The sequence below is a fragment of the Pseudomonas xionganensis genome (assembly GCF_009763245.1).
Lineage (GTDB): Bacteria > Pseudomonadota > Gammaproteobacteria > Pseudomonadales > Pseudomonadaceae > Aquipseudomonas > Aquipseudomonas xionganensis.
Genome location: NZ_WKJZ01000004.1, coordinates 113685 through 127669, shown reverse-complemented (window position 1 = coordinate 127669; position 13985 = coordinate 113685). Strand labels below are relative to the sequence as shown.

The following is a 13985-nucleotide window of genomic DNA, read 5'->3' as shown; positions in this document are numbered from 1 at the left end:
TCTCGCCCCTAGCAATGCGCCCGCTCCAGCAAGCGAGGCACTTAAACTGATATTAATCCGCGTAAATTTAAAAAATTCTTTTCATTGATGCACGCACAGGTATATTTTATCGATAAATATCGAATTAAAGCTCAGGCACTCGCCTGAACGCAGCCTCGCATCACCTGTAGCAGGAGTTGGCACCATGATCGAAGTCACCGAAGTTTCCATCGCCGAACTGCGCACCGCGCTGGAGTCGGGTCGCACCACCGCCGTCGAGCTGGTTCAGGCCTACTTCGCCCGCATCGATGCCTACGACGGCCCCGACAGCCCGACCCGCCTCAATGCCCTGGTGGTGCGCAACCCCGACGCGCTCAAGGAAGCCGAGGCCTCCGACGCCCGCCGCGCCCGTGGTGAAAGCCTCGGCCATCTCGACGGCATCCCCTACACCGCCAAGGACAGCTACCTGGTCAAGGGCCTGACCGCCGCCTCCGGCAGCCCGGCCTTCAAGGACCTAGTGGCCCAGCGCGATGCCTTTACCGTCGAGCGCCTGCGCGCCGCCGGCGCCATCTGCCTGGGCAAGACCAATATGCCGCCCATGGCCAACGGCGGCATGCAGCGCGGCGTCTACGGCCGCGCCGAAAGCCCGTACAACGCCGCCTACCTCACCGCGCCTTTCGCCTCCGGCTCGTCCAACGGCGCCGGCACCGCCACCGCCGCCAGCTTTGCCGCCTTCGGCCTGGCCGAGGAAACCTGGTCCAGCGGCCGCGGCCCGGCTGCCAACAACGGCCTGTGCGCCTACACCCCGTCGCGCGGGGTGATCTCGGTGCGTGGCAACTGGCCGCTGACCCCGACCATGGACGTGGTGGTGCCCTACGCCCGGACCATGGCCGACCTGCTGGAGGTGCTCGATGTGGTGGTGGCCGATGACGCCGACAAGCGCGGCGATCTGTGGCGCCTGCAGCCCTGGGTGCCGATTCCCAAACCCTCCGAAGCACGCCCGGCCTCCTACCTGGCCCTGGCCGCCACGGCCGATTCGCTCAAGGGCAAGCGCCTGGGTGTGCCGAAGATGTTTATCAACAAGGACGAACTGGCCGGCACCAGCGAAAACCCCGGTATCGGCGGCCCCACCGGCCAGCGCATCCACACCCGTGCCAGCGTGATCGCGCTGTGGGAGGCGGCGCGCCAGACCCTGGAAGCGGCCGGCGCCGAAGTGATCGAGGTGGACTTCCCCCTGGTGTCCAACTGCGAAGGCGACCGCCCCGGCGCGCCGACCGTATTCAACCGTGGCATCGTCACCCCCGAGTTCCTGCATGACGAGCTGTGGGAGCTGTCCGGCTGGGCCTTCGACGACTTCCTACAGGCCAATGGCGACCCCAAGCTCAACCGCCTGGCCGACGTCGACGGCCCGCAGATATTCCCCCACGACCCGGGCACCCTGCCCAACCGCGAGGGCGACCTGGCCGCCGGCATGGACGAATACGTGAATATGGCTAAGCGTGGCCTGAAGAGCTGGGAGCAGATCGAAACCCTGCCCGACGGCCTGCGCGGCCTGGAAAAGACCCGCAAGCTGGACCTGGAAGACTGGATGGATGGACTTAAACTGGACGCCGTGCTCTTCCCCACCGTGGCCGACGTGGGCCCGGCCGATGCCGATATCAATCCACAATCGGCCGATATCGCCTGGAGCAACGGCGTCTGGGTGGCCAACGGCAACCTGGCCATCCGCCACCTGGGTGTACCGACTGTCACCGTACCCATGGGCGTCATGACCGATATCGGCATGCCCGCCGGCCTGACCTTCGCCGGCCGCGCCTACGATGACAATAACCTGCTTAGCCTGGGGGCGGCCTTTGAGTCCCTAGGTAATAAACGCCAGATCCCGCCGCGCACCCCGCCGCTGGCACGCAGCTGATAACGCATACGGAAAAGCCGCTGAATTCAGCGGCTTTTTTGTCTCTGTATGGGGCGTTGACGCCATCAGTAGCAGCGTAGGATGGGTTGAGTAAAACGATACCCATCGGATTTTCGGTTGGTTCAGGTTTTTTGATCAGACGCTGCCTGGAACGAATGGCAGAAAGCGGCCAGAAGCAGACGGTCGGATGCGTCTACGAAATAGATATTATTGATACGCAAATGCATAAGTTATCTACAAAAATAGCAATGCCAAATTGTTTTTCGTAGAGATACCATCAGTTGCATTGCTGGCTTACGTCTCTGATCAACTTAAGGCAGGTGTTCGGCATACTCAATCGACATCATCATAGTGATCATGCAGAAAATAAATATTTACTTCCTTAAAACTAAATTCGCGCTTCTGAAAAGACCTGTTCAAGCATGCCAACCAAAGTGTTGTAGACCTGATCTTCTATAAGCGAGCGGTGTAATCTGCCCACGGCTTTAATGCGTATAAACTCCTAGAATAGGTTGCGGCACAAACACCAAAGCCTGGTGTTTGACCACGGGAATATGACGACTGTTTTCTACTGACTTATCCGAGTAGATGATTAGCGCAATACGCAAAGCTAACCAGTTCTTTTGTACCACAACTGCAATTCAGATTGATAGGCGCTAACAAACTCTCAGCAAAGGAGATTTCTATGATGTTTTACTTGCTTCCAGCATGCCAAGTTTAGCACTGGGTTGATTTATATATTTATTCAGACCGCCCTAGGGTTGTTTAGCATCACATAACGAGCATATAGATGAGTAATGAATTCGATATTAGCAAAGTCGAAGAGCGCTTGAGAATAGCTCAACTCAAAGGAGATACCGATGAGCTATCTCTACTTCTCGACAATTCCCTGTCGTTTACAGCCCTCGATGGAACGCTAGTCAGTAAAGTGGATGATTTAAATTTGCACAAGTCGCCAAACTTTTCTATAACCAAGATGAATGTGATTAATCGGTGGAGTCAGTGTTTTGAATACGCTGCTGTCGTATCCACTCTCATGGATGTTACATCTATCATAGACGGGGTTACTAAAAATCAAAAGATCCGTTATATACGTGTCTGGTATCGGTTTGGTGATGATTGGCGCGTTGTTTCAGGGAGCATGAAGGCTTGGTGATATTTTAAATTTTTGCGACAGTTTTATAAGGCACACACTTGTCTAAGACCAGCAGGTAATCTCTTCATGGCGGCTGTCAGGCCAGCCAAAATTCGATGAAAATTAATGTTGGCGAATATAGTTTCAGTATCAGCGTGCAAGAGCATCACAAAGCAGATCAAAAACTATACGTATGCATCGAGCTGTGCGTAACTCCCTGTGGGTAACCAGCCAGATCGGAAATGGTACTGGTGGCACGTCCTCAAGCACACGGACAACACCTGCGGTGTCATTAGCAATATCCTCAATCTGAGCACCTATTCCAAAACCGTGGCGTACCATTTCCCAATGAGTCGCGGTGTTATCTGCAAAACAGCGGAAATTAGCGGCTGTTACTGGCAGACCATGAGCTTGCAGGAAGGCCAGATAATTTCCGGATCGGTCTGCGCCAATAAAATCATGTTGTGCGATATCAGCAGCCGTGCGTGGATGGCCATTTTCACGCACCCAACTCTCTGAAGCATAAAAATATCCAGATGCATTGCGAACCAATCGGCCAATTAGCTCAGGTTCCGTGGGCGAAACATGGCGGATGGCAATGTCTGCCTCACGACGAAGCAAGTCACTGAGGCCATCCGTTGGAACAACATCCACAAATATTCCAGGCGCGAACTTGCGGAGCCGAAGCAAGATTTTGGGGAGCAGGTAGGATGCAATCCCGTCACAAGCCGATACCGAAACAACGCCCTCTAGAGATTCCGAGCGACCTTTAGCAGAGAGACCCAGGTCTCTAGCCGCAGCTCCCATCAGACGTGCATGCACCAATAGCTCACTGCCCGTTGACGTCAGCACCATGGCTTTGCCTACCCGCTCGAAGAGCGTCACTCCTAGGCTCTGTTCAAGCGCGGCGACCTGACGACTGAGAGTGGGTTGCGTCTGCCCGAGCTTGCGCGCTGCTGCCGACAACGAGCCGGCTTCTGCTGTCTCCAGAAAAGCTCGTAGCTGATTCCAGTCGACCTTATCCATGCGTAAATGCATATGCTCTCTGCAATTTATCTCAATACCGTCGGGTGATTAGCCGGGATAGTATCAACCCTGTTGTCGGGTTTCGCTATATATCCATGCAAAGGATGCACGCCCATGTACTCACCTCTCATCTCTCCCAGCGACCGAGGTTCTGAAGATACAACCTCTGCTGCCATGGCCAACAAAGCACGCTTCTGGAATCGAGTTGCACGCAAATATGCGAGTGATCCTATTGCTGACCTGGGTGGTTATGAAAGGACGTTGCAGCGCGTAAAAGAAACGCTGTCAACGGAGTATGAGGTGCTGGAGATCGGTTGTGGCACAGGATCAACCGCACTGCGATTGGCTCCTGCCACGCGACGATTGGTGGCCACAGATATATCCAAACAGATGATTGCCATCGCTCGGGAGAAACTCGCTAGCCACCCGGCGCCACAACTAGATTTCAATCTGGCAGACGCTGATGGATCTTTATCAGAAGATAATGCTTACGATGTTGTCTTAGCATTTAACATGCTGCATTTAGTGTCGAGTTTATCTCAGACGCTTAAATCGGTAGTCAAGTCTCTGAAACCAGGTGGCTTACTAATCTCCAAGACACCCTGCCTGAATGAGATGAACCCCCTTATACCAAAAATTGCCTTGCCGCTGATGCGAGTTGTAGGAAAAGCTCCACCTGTTTTGTGTTTCACTGCTGCGCAGTTACAGGATGCCATGAAAAAAGCTGGTTTAGAGATCATTTCTGCAGAGCGCCACGGAAGTAAAGGTAAAGATTTCCGTACTTTTATTATTGCGCGAAATATTAATTACTGAAATTAATTACTGATTCTCTACGCCTAGGCCAGTCTGATTTAGCATCCAGTCAAACATAAATAGAGCACAAGAAATATCTTCTAAATGGAAGTTATTTATTTGGGCTTAACTTTGTCAAAAAAGGAGTTTTAAAATGAAAAAACATGCTTTTGCCTTTATCTTTAGCGTTCAACTTATTCTGGGTGGCTGTGCCAGCAATAGCGGCCAGTTTGGTAACCATGCGCCTCTGCCTGAGCAAAGTCAGCAGTCGAGGCTAAATGAAGAAAGTGCAGGCTCATCAAATAATCCTGATGCTGGCATAACCGTTCGGGACACTGTGGAAACAGTACAAGATATTACACAGACTGCTCGCGAAGCCAAATCTACCGTATATGAGGTAAGGCGAACCATAAATGAACTTAAAGGGCTTATGGAGGGCTGGTAAGTTGAAAACTTATGCAGTTTCATATTGCGCCGCGTTAATGACTTTTGTGCTTTTCCCGTTCGATGCCCAAGCTCGTCCATGTGTAGAGGGGGTTTGCCTGGGGGATTCAATAAATGCGGTTAAAGCGTTCAGGTACGAACCTGTCGAGTCATTTGGTCGCCAATTATCCCCGCGCCAGAAGCGAAAATTAGATGCTACCTACCCAAGGTACCCGGCAGAGTTGGCTATGCCACTTTTACAGGGTCGATTTGATAATAGAATACTTATGATGTTGCCTGCAGTGAGCAAAGCATGCTCACCTAGAAGCATGATCGGAAAGACGCTTGAACCAGCAGGTGTGCAAACACAATTCACATTGCAACTTGATACGGCTGGGAATTGGAAGGTTGCGGGTATTGCCCAGGTTTTCCCATCTCAAACTCGCGATGAGTTGAGCAGGCTCAATATCGAACTGGACAAGAAGTATGGAAAGTATTCAATACACTCTACAAATAAAGTTCCACATTATACGTATGCCTTCAATCCCAACCTGGCGAAACCCTATTTTGTGCTGACTCAACCCATGCCAGATGAAAAAACCATGGAAAGATACAGGCATAATTGTGCTTGATTAATGTCCAGCATTATGTGCCTTTTCTGTCCTGAGGGGCAATAAGATCTATCAGGCTCTCAGCGCACATATCTGATTTTTTGGTTTTTATCCTGAGCCGGGAGGTGAAATGGTAAAAAATATATTAGCCTCAGCTTCGGCAATTGTAGTAATAGCAATTCTTGCTTATCTGGTTGTTCCAGACTCAAAGCTATATAGCTACATTGTTGGCGTTGAGCGTGTCTATGCCGGGCTTGAACTAAAACGACTAGAACTAGATGGGTTGGAAGTTGAGTATCTTCGCGGAGGAAGTGGCCGCCCTTTAATTTTGCTTCATGGCTTTGGAGCAAATAAAGATAACTGGAATCGCATTTCGAGATACCTTGTAAAAAACTTTGATGTGGTGGCGATTGATTTGCCAGGATTTGGCAATAGCACAAAGAGTCCTGATCTAGATTATGACGTTCGTACTCAGGTTGAAAGGCTCAGGTTGATAGTTGATGCGTTAAACATAGATAACTTTAATATGGCAGGCAACTCAATGGGTGGATATATTGCAGGTAATTTCGCTGCAAAATACCCTGAAAATGTTCAGAGCTTATGGCTAATTAGTCCGTTTGGCATTCATGGTTCAGAGTTGAGCGAAATGTTTGAGCTCACCCAAAAAGGTGGGCATCCACCTATTTTGCCGAGAACCAGCAGAGAGTTTGCAGAGTTACTGGATTACTTATTTGTTAACCCGCCCTATATTCCTTCACCGATCCTAGATCATTTGGCTGCTGAGTCTGAGTTAAACGTTGATGTGAATGAGAAAGCATTCGATCAGATACATAGAATGAAGCGTGGAACGCCACACCCAGAACTGCCGCTGGATAAAGTCCTCGCATCTTATAAAAGACCAGTGCTTATTTCTTGGGGCGAGAGAGATAGGGTTTTACATTGGTCAGGTTCTTTGGCTTTAAAAAATGCAATTCCACATGCAAAAATTGAAATAATTAAGAATGTTGGCCACTTGCCTATGGTGGAGTCTCCTGCGAAGACTGCCATGTCATTTTTGTCATTTTATGGAGACTAAGTTGTGCGTTCATTTTTTATGATAGTGACTGCCATAGCGGTTGCAAAAATAATGGTTGGTTGCTCTTCAATTGCAGCGAGCACAAATATACTCAGTAACAGTGACATTTTGTCAACGTCAGCGGGTGGATTAGGGTATCCAGTGAGTGAGCTTCAGATTATGGATAAGCGCATTAACGGAACCGATACTTATGTGGCCTTAAGGGCGCGGGATGGCAAAGATTATACATGCGTTATCAATGGCGGGAACTTACTAAGTTTTGGCATGACCAACCCGGCTATTTGTCGATCAAAAAGGTAAATTTTGGCCATCGCCTTTATACAATATCTGGGCAGGATATTTATCCAGTTGCATTTCGCGCTCAGATATCTATGTCAGCTTTCGTTATTTCGGAGATTTTATGCAGCATTATTTTTCACAAAAAATAGCTTCGTGTATTAAATATGAAATAGCAAGAGCCAAGAATGCTAGAGCAGTGGGAGACTATCAGTCTGAGTTCATTCATCTTGAGCGTGCCCATGTACTTGGCCAAGAGTCTACATTTTGGCATGTCAAGGTTCATTTTCTGATGTTGATATGGGCCTTCCGTAATAACTCAATAAGAGAATTTTTTGGTCAAATAATCCGTATTCTCGGGGCCGCCGTTGTAACTCCGCTAGGTTTGGTGCCATTAGGGAATACTGGAGGATCAAATGTCAGCCCGTTCAAAAAGATGCCGATTGATACAGAGTTGGATTCGCTGATCAAAAAAGCAAAGTCTGGTTCTTAATAACAGCTGATCCCGACATATAGCGGATTTATTAACTAAAGATATGGAATCGCTGCTCCTGCAGTGAGGACTTTTTGATATTTTCTTGGGCTGCTTATAACAAAAAAGATTTTTTATATTGACACTGAATCACCCCTTGTTTGGCACTCACTTTGAATGTCCGCTTCTGGCCGCTTCCTGCCAATCGCCTCACCAATTCAGCCCGGACATACAGCGGTGCAAAACGCTTTACGGCTTTCCACCCTACGCAAACTCAAGGGTGGCGTAGGGTGGGCAATATTTATTTGCCCACCGCCTCTGCGCATGGTCATTTGCTGCCGGTTTCCCGCCGCTATTCTGCGCCACCCCCTTGCACGCAATAAAAAGCCGCTAATCACTTAGCGGCTTTTTCACTTCCAGCACCCGGCTTATTCGGCCAGTCGCCAGGTGGTGCCGCCCTTGCCATCCTCCAGCACCACGCCCATGGCGGCGAGCTGGTCGCGGATGCGGTCGGATTCGGCCCAGTTCTTGTCGGCGCGGGCCTGCAGGCGCGCAGCGATCAGGGCTTCCACTTCGGCGGCATCGACCTTGCCGGCGGCGCCAGCCTGAAGGAACGCATCCGGCTCCAGCTGCAGTACGCCGAGCACGCTGGCCAGCTGTTTGAGCTGGGCGCCCAGGCCAGCAGCGGCCTGCTCGTCCGACTCACGCAGACGATTGACCTCGCGGATCATCTCGAACAGCACGGCGCAGGCTTCCGGCGAGTTGAAGTCGTCGTCCATCGCCGCGCCAAAACGTTCCACATAGGCTTCGCCACCGGCAGGCGCAACCTCTGGAAGCCCCTTGAGGCCGTTGTAGAAGCGCTCCAGGGCGCCCTTTGCTTCCTTGAGGCTGTCTTCGGAGTAGTTGATCGGGCTGCGGTAGTGGCTGGACACCAGCAGGTAACGCACCACTTCCGGGTGGTACTTCTCCAGCACCTCGCGGATGGTGAAGAAGTTGCCCAGGCTCTTGGACATCTTCTCGCCGTCCACGCGCACCGCGCCGGCATGCATCCAGGCGTTGGCGTACTGCTTGCCGGTGGCCGCCTCGCTCTGCGCGATCTCGTTCTCGTGGTGCGGGAACACCAGGTCCGGGCCGCCGCCGTGGATATCGAAGGTCTCGCCCAGGCAGCAGGTGGACATCACCGAGCACTCGATATGCCAGCCCGGACGGCCCTTGCCCCAGGGCGAATCCCAGCTCGGCTCGCCCGGCTTGGCGCCCTTCCACAGCACGAAGTCCAACGGGTCTTGCTTGATCTCGTCGACCTCAATGCGCGCGCCGATCTTCAGCTCGTCGATCTTGCGCCTTGAGAGCTTGCCGTAGCCTTCGAACTTGGTGACGCGGTAGTAAACATCGCCATTGCCGGGGGCGTAGGCGTAGCCCTTGTCGATCAGGGTCTGGATCATCTGGTGCATGCCGGCGATATGGCCGGTGGCGCGCGGCTCGATGTCAGGGCGCAGCACGTTGAGACGGGCTTCGTCTTCGTGCATGGCCGCGATCATGCGCTCGACCAGGGCCTCGAACGGCTCGCCGTTCTCTTGGGCGCGCTTGATGATCTTGTCGTCGATGTCGGTGATGTTGCGCACGTAAGTCACGTCATAGCCGCGCGCGCGCAGCCAGCGGGTGACCACGTCGAAGGCCACCATCACGCGGGCGTGGCCGATATGGCAGAAGTCGTACACGGTCATGCCGCAGACGTACATGCGCACGCTGTTGCCTTCCAGGGGCTTAAAAACGTCCTTGGTCTTGCTCAGGGTGCTGTAGATGGACAACGCCATGGATCAGGCTCCCCAGGAATCGCGCAGAGTGACGGTGCGGTTGAACACCGGTTTACCCGGCTGCGAATCCTTCAGATCGGCAACAAAGTAGCCTTCGCGCTCGAACTGGAAGCGTTCTTCCGGCTGCGCCTCGCCCAGGGATGGCTCGGCGCGGCAGCCGGTGAGCACCACCAGGGAATTGGGGTTGATATTGTCGAGGAAGCTGCCGCCCTCCTCGTCCTTCTCCGGGTTGGCGGAGCGGAACAGGCGGTCGTACAGGCGCACTTCGCACTCCACGCTTTCGGCGGCCGGCACCCAGTGGATCACGCCCTTGACCTTGCGCCCTTCCGGGTTCTTGCCCAGGGTGTTTTCGTCGTAGCTGCAACGCAGTTCGACGATATTGCCAGCGGCGTCCTTGATCGCCTCATCGGCGCGGATCACATAGCTGCCACGCAGGCGCACTTCGCCGCCCGGGATCAGGCGCTTGAAGCCGTCCGGCGGGGTTTCCTCGAAGTCGCTGGCATCGATGTAGATCTCGCGGCTGAACGGCAGCACGCGCACGCCCATGTCCTGCTTGGGGTGGCGCGGCAGTTCGAGGTTCTCGACCTTACCCTCGGGGTAGTTGGTGATCACCACCTTGAGCGGTTTCAACACACACATGGCGCGGCCGGCGTTGGCGTCCAGGTCTTCGCGGATGGCGAATTCCAGCATGCCGATATCCACCACGCCGCCGGCGCGGTTGACGCCGATCATGTCGCAGAAGCTGCGAATCGAAGCCGGGGTATAGCCACGACGGCGGTAGCCGGACAGGGTCGACATGCGCGGGTCGTCCCAGCCGCTGACGTGCTTCTCGTCCACCAGCTGCTTGAGTTTGCGCTTGCTGGTGATGGTGTAGTTCAGGTTGAGGCGGGCGAATTCGTACTGACGCGGCTGGGCCGGCACCGGCAGGTTGGTCAGGAACCACTCATAGAGCGGACGATGGTCCTCGAACTCCAGGGTGCAGATGGAGTGGGTGATGCCCTCGATGGCGTCCGACTGGCCATGGGTAAAGTCGTAGCTGGGGTAGATGCACCACTTGTCGCCGGTCTGGTGGTGATGGGCGTGGCGGATGCGGTAGAGGATCGGGTCGCGCAGGTTGATATTCGGCGAGGCCATGTCGATCTTGGCGCGCAGCGAGCGGGCGCCGTCGGCGAACTCGCCGGCCTTCATGCGGGCGAACAGGTCGAGGTTTTCTTCCACCGAGCGCTCGCGGAACGGGCTGTTCTTGCCCGGCTCGGTCAGGCTGCCGCGGTAGGCACGCATCTCTTCGGCATTCAGATCGCAAACGAAGGCCTTGCCGGCCTTGATCAGCTCCACGGCCCAGGCGTGCAGCTGATCGAAATAGTTGGAGGCGTAGCGCTCCTCACCGGCCCACTGGAAACCCAGCCACTGCACATCGCTCTTGATCGCGTCGATGTATTCCTGGTCTTCCTTGGCCGGGTTGGTGTCGTCGAAGCGCAGGTTGCACTCGCCGCCGAATTCCTGGGCCAGGCCGAAGTTCAGGCAGATCGACTTGGCGTGGCCGATGTGTAGGTAGCCGTTAGGCTCCGGCGGGAAGCGGGTGATGATCTTGGCGTGCTTGCCGCTGTCCAGGTCGGACTGGACGATGGGCAGCAGGAAGTTGGCAGCTTTTTCGACGGTGGGCTTGCTCATGATGTCCTTAGCTTGGCAGATGCGCGGCACAGGGTAGGCCGCCTTGGGCAAAGCCCGTATGATAACCAACCTGTCAAGCCCCCGACAGAGCAACCCGCCGGTTCGGGGCCATTCGCGGCCAATAACGGATACAAAGATGATCAAACTGCACACCAACCATGGCGTTATCACCCTCAACCTGTTCGAAGACAAGGCCCCGGAGACCGTGGCCAACTTCAAGCAGTACGTGAAAGAAGGTCACTACGACGGCACCGTTTTCCACCGCGTGATCAGCAACTTCATGATCCAGGGTGGTGGTTTCGAGCCGGGCATGCAGCAGAAGCCGACTCGCGCACCGATCAAGAATGAAGCCAACAACGGCGTGGCCAACAAGGTCGGCACCATCGCCATGGCCCGCACCATGGAGCCGCACTCGGCCAGCGCGCAGTTCTTTATCAACGTTGCCGACAACAGCTTCCTCAACCACAGCGCACCCACCGTACAGGGCTGGGGCTATGCGGTGTTCGGTGAAGTGGTGGAAGGCATGGACGTGGTGAACGCCATCAAGGGCGTGCCCACCACCAGCAAGGCCGGCCATCAGGACGTGCCAGTGGACGATGTGATCATCGAGCGTGCCGAGATCGTTGAGTGATCCTACTGATCTCCGATCTGCATCTTGAACAGGAGCGCCCGGACATTACCCGGGCGTTTCTGCATTTTCTCGCCAGCCGCGCCCGCCAGGCCGATGCCCTGTATATCCTCGGCGACTTCTTCGAGGTGTGGATCGGCGACGATGCCATCAGCCCCTTCCAGCGCGAAATCGCCCAGGCCCTGCGCGAGCTGAGCGAAGCCGGCACGCGCGTCTATCTGATGCACGGCAATCGCGACTTTTTAATTGGCAAGCGCTTCTGCCGCGAAGCCGGTGCCACCCTGCTGCCTGATCCCTGCCTGGTGGAAATGGGCAGCGAGCGGGTACTGCTGATGCACGGCGACAGCCTGTGCACCCTGGATGTCGGCTATATGAAGCTGCGCCGCTGGCTGCGCAACCCCATTTCGCTGTTTATCCTGCGCAACCTGCCCCTGAGCACCCGGCACAAGCTGGCGCGCAAGCTGCGCAGTGAAAGCCGCGCGCAAACAAGGATGAAGGCCAGCGAAATCGTCGACGTCACCCCGGACGAAGTGCTGCGGGTGATGACCGAAAAGGGCGTGCGCACCTTGATCCACGGCCACACCCACCGCCCCGCTACCCACATACTGCAGATCAACGGCCAGGCGGCCCGGCGTATCGTGCTGGGCGACTGGGACAAGCAGGGCTGGGCGCTGCAGGTGGACCAGCAGGGTTTTCATCAGGCGCCCTTCGCCCTCTGATCCGCTGATTCCTTGATGCCGCGCACAAAACCACATGCGCCCGGATCTTGACGACTGTGATGGCCACGCTCAGCATCGGCGCCCCCATCACCCGTGCAAGGACTAGCCATGCAGATCAACAAGGAACAGCTTCTCAAATTCGCCATCGCCCCGGCCGCCGCCCTGGCGCTGGGCTTTGTCACCTTCAATGGCGTGTTCTTCTACAACGAGGCCGGCTTCGCCACTCATGTGCGGACCATCTTCGGCGAAGAAAAGATCGTTGACGACGTCGGCTACGCCACCAAATGGTTCGGCCGCGCCACCGCCTGGAAAAAGGCCCTGAGCGTGCAGTCGGTACTCACCGAAGCCTTGGCGATCAACGACAACAGCGACAACGACTCCCTGGGCGCTACCATCGAAGCCTTTCCCATCGTCTTTCTCGGCAACGTCGACGCCAAGGTCGAGTCCTCGGCGCGCTTTCGCCTGCCCACCGGCGAGCAGTTCCTGATCATCGCCCAGGAATATCGCAACCCGGAAAACTTCATCACCACCGCCCTGGTGCCGGCCATCAAGGAAACCCTGCAGGCCACCGCCTCGCTGATGAGCGCCGACGATTTCTATGCCGGCGCCCGCAGCGAATTTGCCGCCGAGTTCGAAAACCAGCTCAACGACGGCCTTTACCTGATCAAGCGCAAGGAAGTGCGCGGCCCGCGCGGCCATCTGCCGACCCAGACCGCGATCCTGCAGGCCGGAACCGAACAGGGTAACTTCGGCGACAACAATGCCAGCCAGTTCATCACCGAAAAGGTCATGGACAGCAAGGGCATCCCGGTGCGCAAACAGCAGCAGTTCCGCAAGTACGGCGTGGAAGTGGTCGAGGCGCGCATCACCAACGTCGACCCCAACCCGCAGTACAAGCAGCGCATGGTCAAGGTTCAGCAGGCCCTGGCCGAGCTGGCTGTGGCCCGGCAGAACCGCCTGAAGGAAGAGGAAGAAAAGCTGCTGGTCACCGCCCGCGGTGAAAAGGAAGTGGAAGCCCGCCGCCAGGAAACCCTGCGCGACCAGATCGAGCGCACCACCCAGGCGGAAACCGAGAAGCAGCTGGCCATCATCAACGCCGAGCGGGAAAAGGGCCGCGCCGAGATCGAGAAGCAGACCGCCGAACTGCTGCGCGACAAGGCGGCCATCACCGCCGATGCCACGAAGATCACCGCCGATGCCGAGGCCTATGCCCGTGAAGCGGTGATCAAGGCGGACGGCGCCCTGCAGCCGAAGCTGGATGCCCTGATTGCCATCAACCAGGTCTGGGCCGATGCCGCCTCCAAGGCGCCGGTACCCAGCGTGATGATGGGGGGCGCCGGTGATGCCAGCAGCCGCCAGGGTGAGATCGGTCAGCTGATGGGGGTTCTGGCGACCAAGGCCGCCCGCGACCTGGCGCTGGATCTGAAGATCAAGCAGTAAGCCGAGCAT

General features: G+C 55.5%; 13 protein-coding genes. 10 read left to right on the top strand and 3 right to left on the bottom strand.

All coding sequences use genetic code 11. The annotated features are described in order from the left end of the window. Nucleotides 1-184 precede the first annotated feature (184 nt). Together GJV18_RS17625 and GJV18_RS17620 are read left to right on the top strand one after the other, a co-directional pair. Nucleotides 185-1894, top strand: a complete 1710-nt coding sequence (locus tag GJV18_RS17625) for an amidase (protein WP_160347793.1) — start codon at nt 185-187, stop codon at nt 1892-1894. Nucleotides 1895-2684: 790 nt separating this feature from the next. Then, nucleotides 2685-3050, top strand: a complete 366-nt coding sequence (locus GJV18_RS17620) for a nuclear transport factor 2 family protein (RefSeq protein ID WP_160347792.1) — start codon at nt 2685-2687, stop codon at nt 3048-3050. Nucleotides 3051-3179: 129 nt separating this feature from the next. On the opposite strand, the gene GJV18_RS17615 is transcribed toward GJV18_RS17620, so the two are convergent. Beyond that, nucleotides 3180-4067, bottom strand: coding sequence for a LysR family transcriptional regulator (locus GJV18_RS17615; protein WP_218572173.1), 888 nt, complete (start codon nt 4065-4067; stop codon nt 3180-3182). 102 nt (nt 4068-4169) lie between these two features. On the opposite strand from GJV18_RS17615, the gene GJV18_RS17610 reads away from it, so the two are divergent. The 5 genes from GJV18_RS17610 to GJV18_RS17590 all read left to right on the top strand — a co-directional run bounded on the left by GJV18_RS17610 (nt 4170) and on the right by GJV18_RS17590 (nt 7725). Beyond that, entirely contained in the window at nt 4170-4868 is a 699-nt protein-coding gene (locus GJV18_RS17610) for a class I SAM-dependent methyltransferase (RefSeq protein ID WP_160347791.1), read from the top strand. Between the two features lie 133 nt (nt 4869-5001). After that, entirely contained in the window at nt 5002-5292 is a 291-nt protein-coding gene (locus GJV18_RS17605; protein ID WP_160347790.1) for a hypothetical protein, read from the top strand. Between the two features lies 1 nt (nt 5293). Further along, a complete protein-coding gene (locus GJV18_RS17600) occupies nt 5294-5902 on the top strand; it encodes a hypothetical protein (RefSeq protein WP_160347789.1) in 609 nt (202 codons plus the stop codon). 109 nt (nt 5903-6011) lie between these two features. Continuing rightward, a complete protein-coding gene (locus GJV18_RS17595; RefSeq protein WP_160347788.1) occupies nt 6012-6956 on the top strand; it encodes an alpha/beta fold hydrolase in 945 nt (314 codons plus the stop codon). A gap of 400 nt (nt 6957-7356) precedes the next feature. Continuing rightward, nucleotides 7357-7725, top strand: coding sequence for a DUF3703 domain-containing protein (locus tag GJV18_RS17590; RefSeq protein WP_160347787.1), 369 nt, complete (start codon nt 7357-7359; stop codon nt 7723-7725). Between the two features lie 407 nt (nt 7726-8132). Here the strand turns inward: GJV18_RS17590 and cysS are convergent, their stop codons facing one another. Together cysS and GJV18_RS17580 are read right to left on the bottom strand one after the other, a co-directional pair. Next, entirely contained in the window at nt 8133-9518 is a 1386-nt protein-coding gene (gene cysS, locus GJV18_RS17585; protein WP_160347786.1) for a cysteine--tRNA ligase, read from the bottom strand. A gap of 3 nt (nt 9519-9521) precedes the next feature. After that, nucleotides 9522-11189, bottom strand: coding sequence for a glutamine--tRNA ligase/YqeY domain fusion protein (locus GJV18_RS17580; RefSeq protein WP_160347785.1), 1668 nt, complete (start codon nt 11187-11189; stop codon nt 9522-9524). A 136-nt stretch (nt 11190-11325) separates the two neighbouring features. Here GJV18_RS17580 and GJV18_RS17575 point away from each other — a divergent pair, with 136 nt between their 5' ends. From GJV18_RS17575 to GJV18_RS17565, 3 genes are all read left to right on the top strand, one after another. Further along, nucleotides 11326-11820, top strand: a complete 495-nt coding sequence (locus GJV18_RS17575; RefSeq protein ID WP_160347784.1) for a peptidylprolyl isomerase — start codon at nt 11326-11328, stop codon at nt 11818-11820. Beyond that, entirely contained in the window at nt 11817-12536 is a 720-nt protein-coding gene (gene lpxH, locus GJV18_RS17570; protein ID WP_160347783.1) for a UDP-2,3-diacylglucosamine diphosphatase, read from the top strand. The genes GJV18_RS17575 and lpxH overlap by 4 nt, the downstream gene beginning before the upstream one ends. Nucleotides 12537-12644: 108 nt before the next feature. Beyond that, nucleotides 12645-13976: an SPFH domain-containing protein gene (locus tag GJV18_RS17565; RefSeq protein WP_160347782.1), complete on the top strand. Its 1332-nt coding sequence runs from the start codon at nt 12645-12647 to the stop codon at nt 13974-13976. Nucleotides 13977-13985 lie beyond the last annotated feature (9 nt).

What these genes read in the sequence shown, in the direction of transcription:
- GJV18_RS17625 (WP_160347793.1), top strand. Translation starts at nt 185, where the DNA reads ATGATCGAAGTCACCGAAGTTTCCATCGCCGAACTGCGCACCGCGCTG.
- GJV18_RS17620 (WP_160347792.1), top strand. Translation starts at nt 2,685, where the DNA reads ATGAGTAATGAATTCGATATTAGCAAAGTCGAAGAGCGCTTGAGAATA.
- GJV18_RS17615 (WP_218572173.1), bottom strand. Translation starts at nt 4,067, where the DNA reads ATGCATTTACGCATGGATAAGGTCGACTGGAATCAGCTACGAGCTTTT.
- GJV18_RS17610 (WP_160347791.1), top strand. Translation starts at nt 4,170, where the DNA reads ATGTACTCACCTCTCATCTCTCCCAGCGACCGAGGTTCTGAAGATACA.
- GJV18_RS17605 (WP_160347790.1), top strand. Translation starts at nt 5,002, where the DNA reads ATGAAAAAACATGCTTTTGCCTTTATCTTTAGCGTTCAACTTATTCTG.
- GJV18_RS17595 (WP_160347788.1), top strand. Translation starts at nt 6,012, where the DNA reads ATGGTAAAAAATATATTAGCCTCAGCTTCGGCAATTGTAGTAATAGCA.
- GJV18_RS17590 (WP_160347787.1), top strand. Translation starts at nt 7,357, where the DNA reads ATGCAGCATTATTTTTCACAAAAAATAGCTTCGTGTATTAAATATGAA.
- cysS (WP_160347786.1), bottom strand. Translation starts at nt 9,518, where the DNA reads ATGGCGTTGTCCATCTACAGCACCCTGAGCAAGACCAAGGACGTTTTT.
- GJV18_RS17580 (WP_160347785.1), bottom strand. Translation starts at nt 11,189, where the DNA reads ATGAGCAAGCCCACCGTCGAAAAAGCTGCCAACTTCCTGCTGCCCATC.
- GJV18_RS17575 (WP_160347784.1), top strand. Translation starts at nt 11,326, where the DNA reads ATGATCAAACTGCACACCAACCATGGCGTTATCACCCTCAACCTGTTC.
- GJV18_RS17565 (WP_160347782.1), top strand. Translation starts at nt 12,645, where the DNA reads ATGCAGATCAACAAGGAACAGCTTCTCAAATTCGCCATCGCCCCGGCC.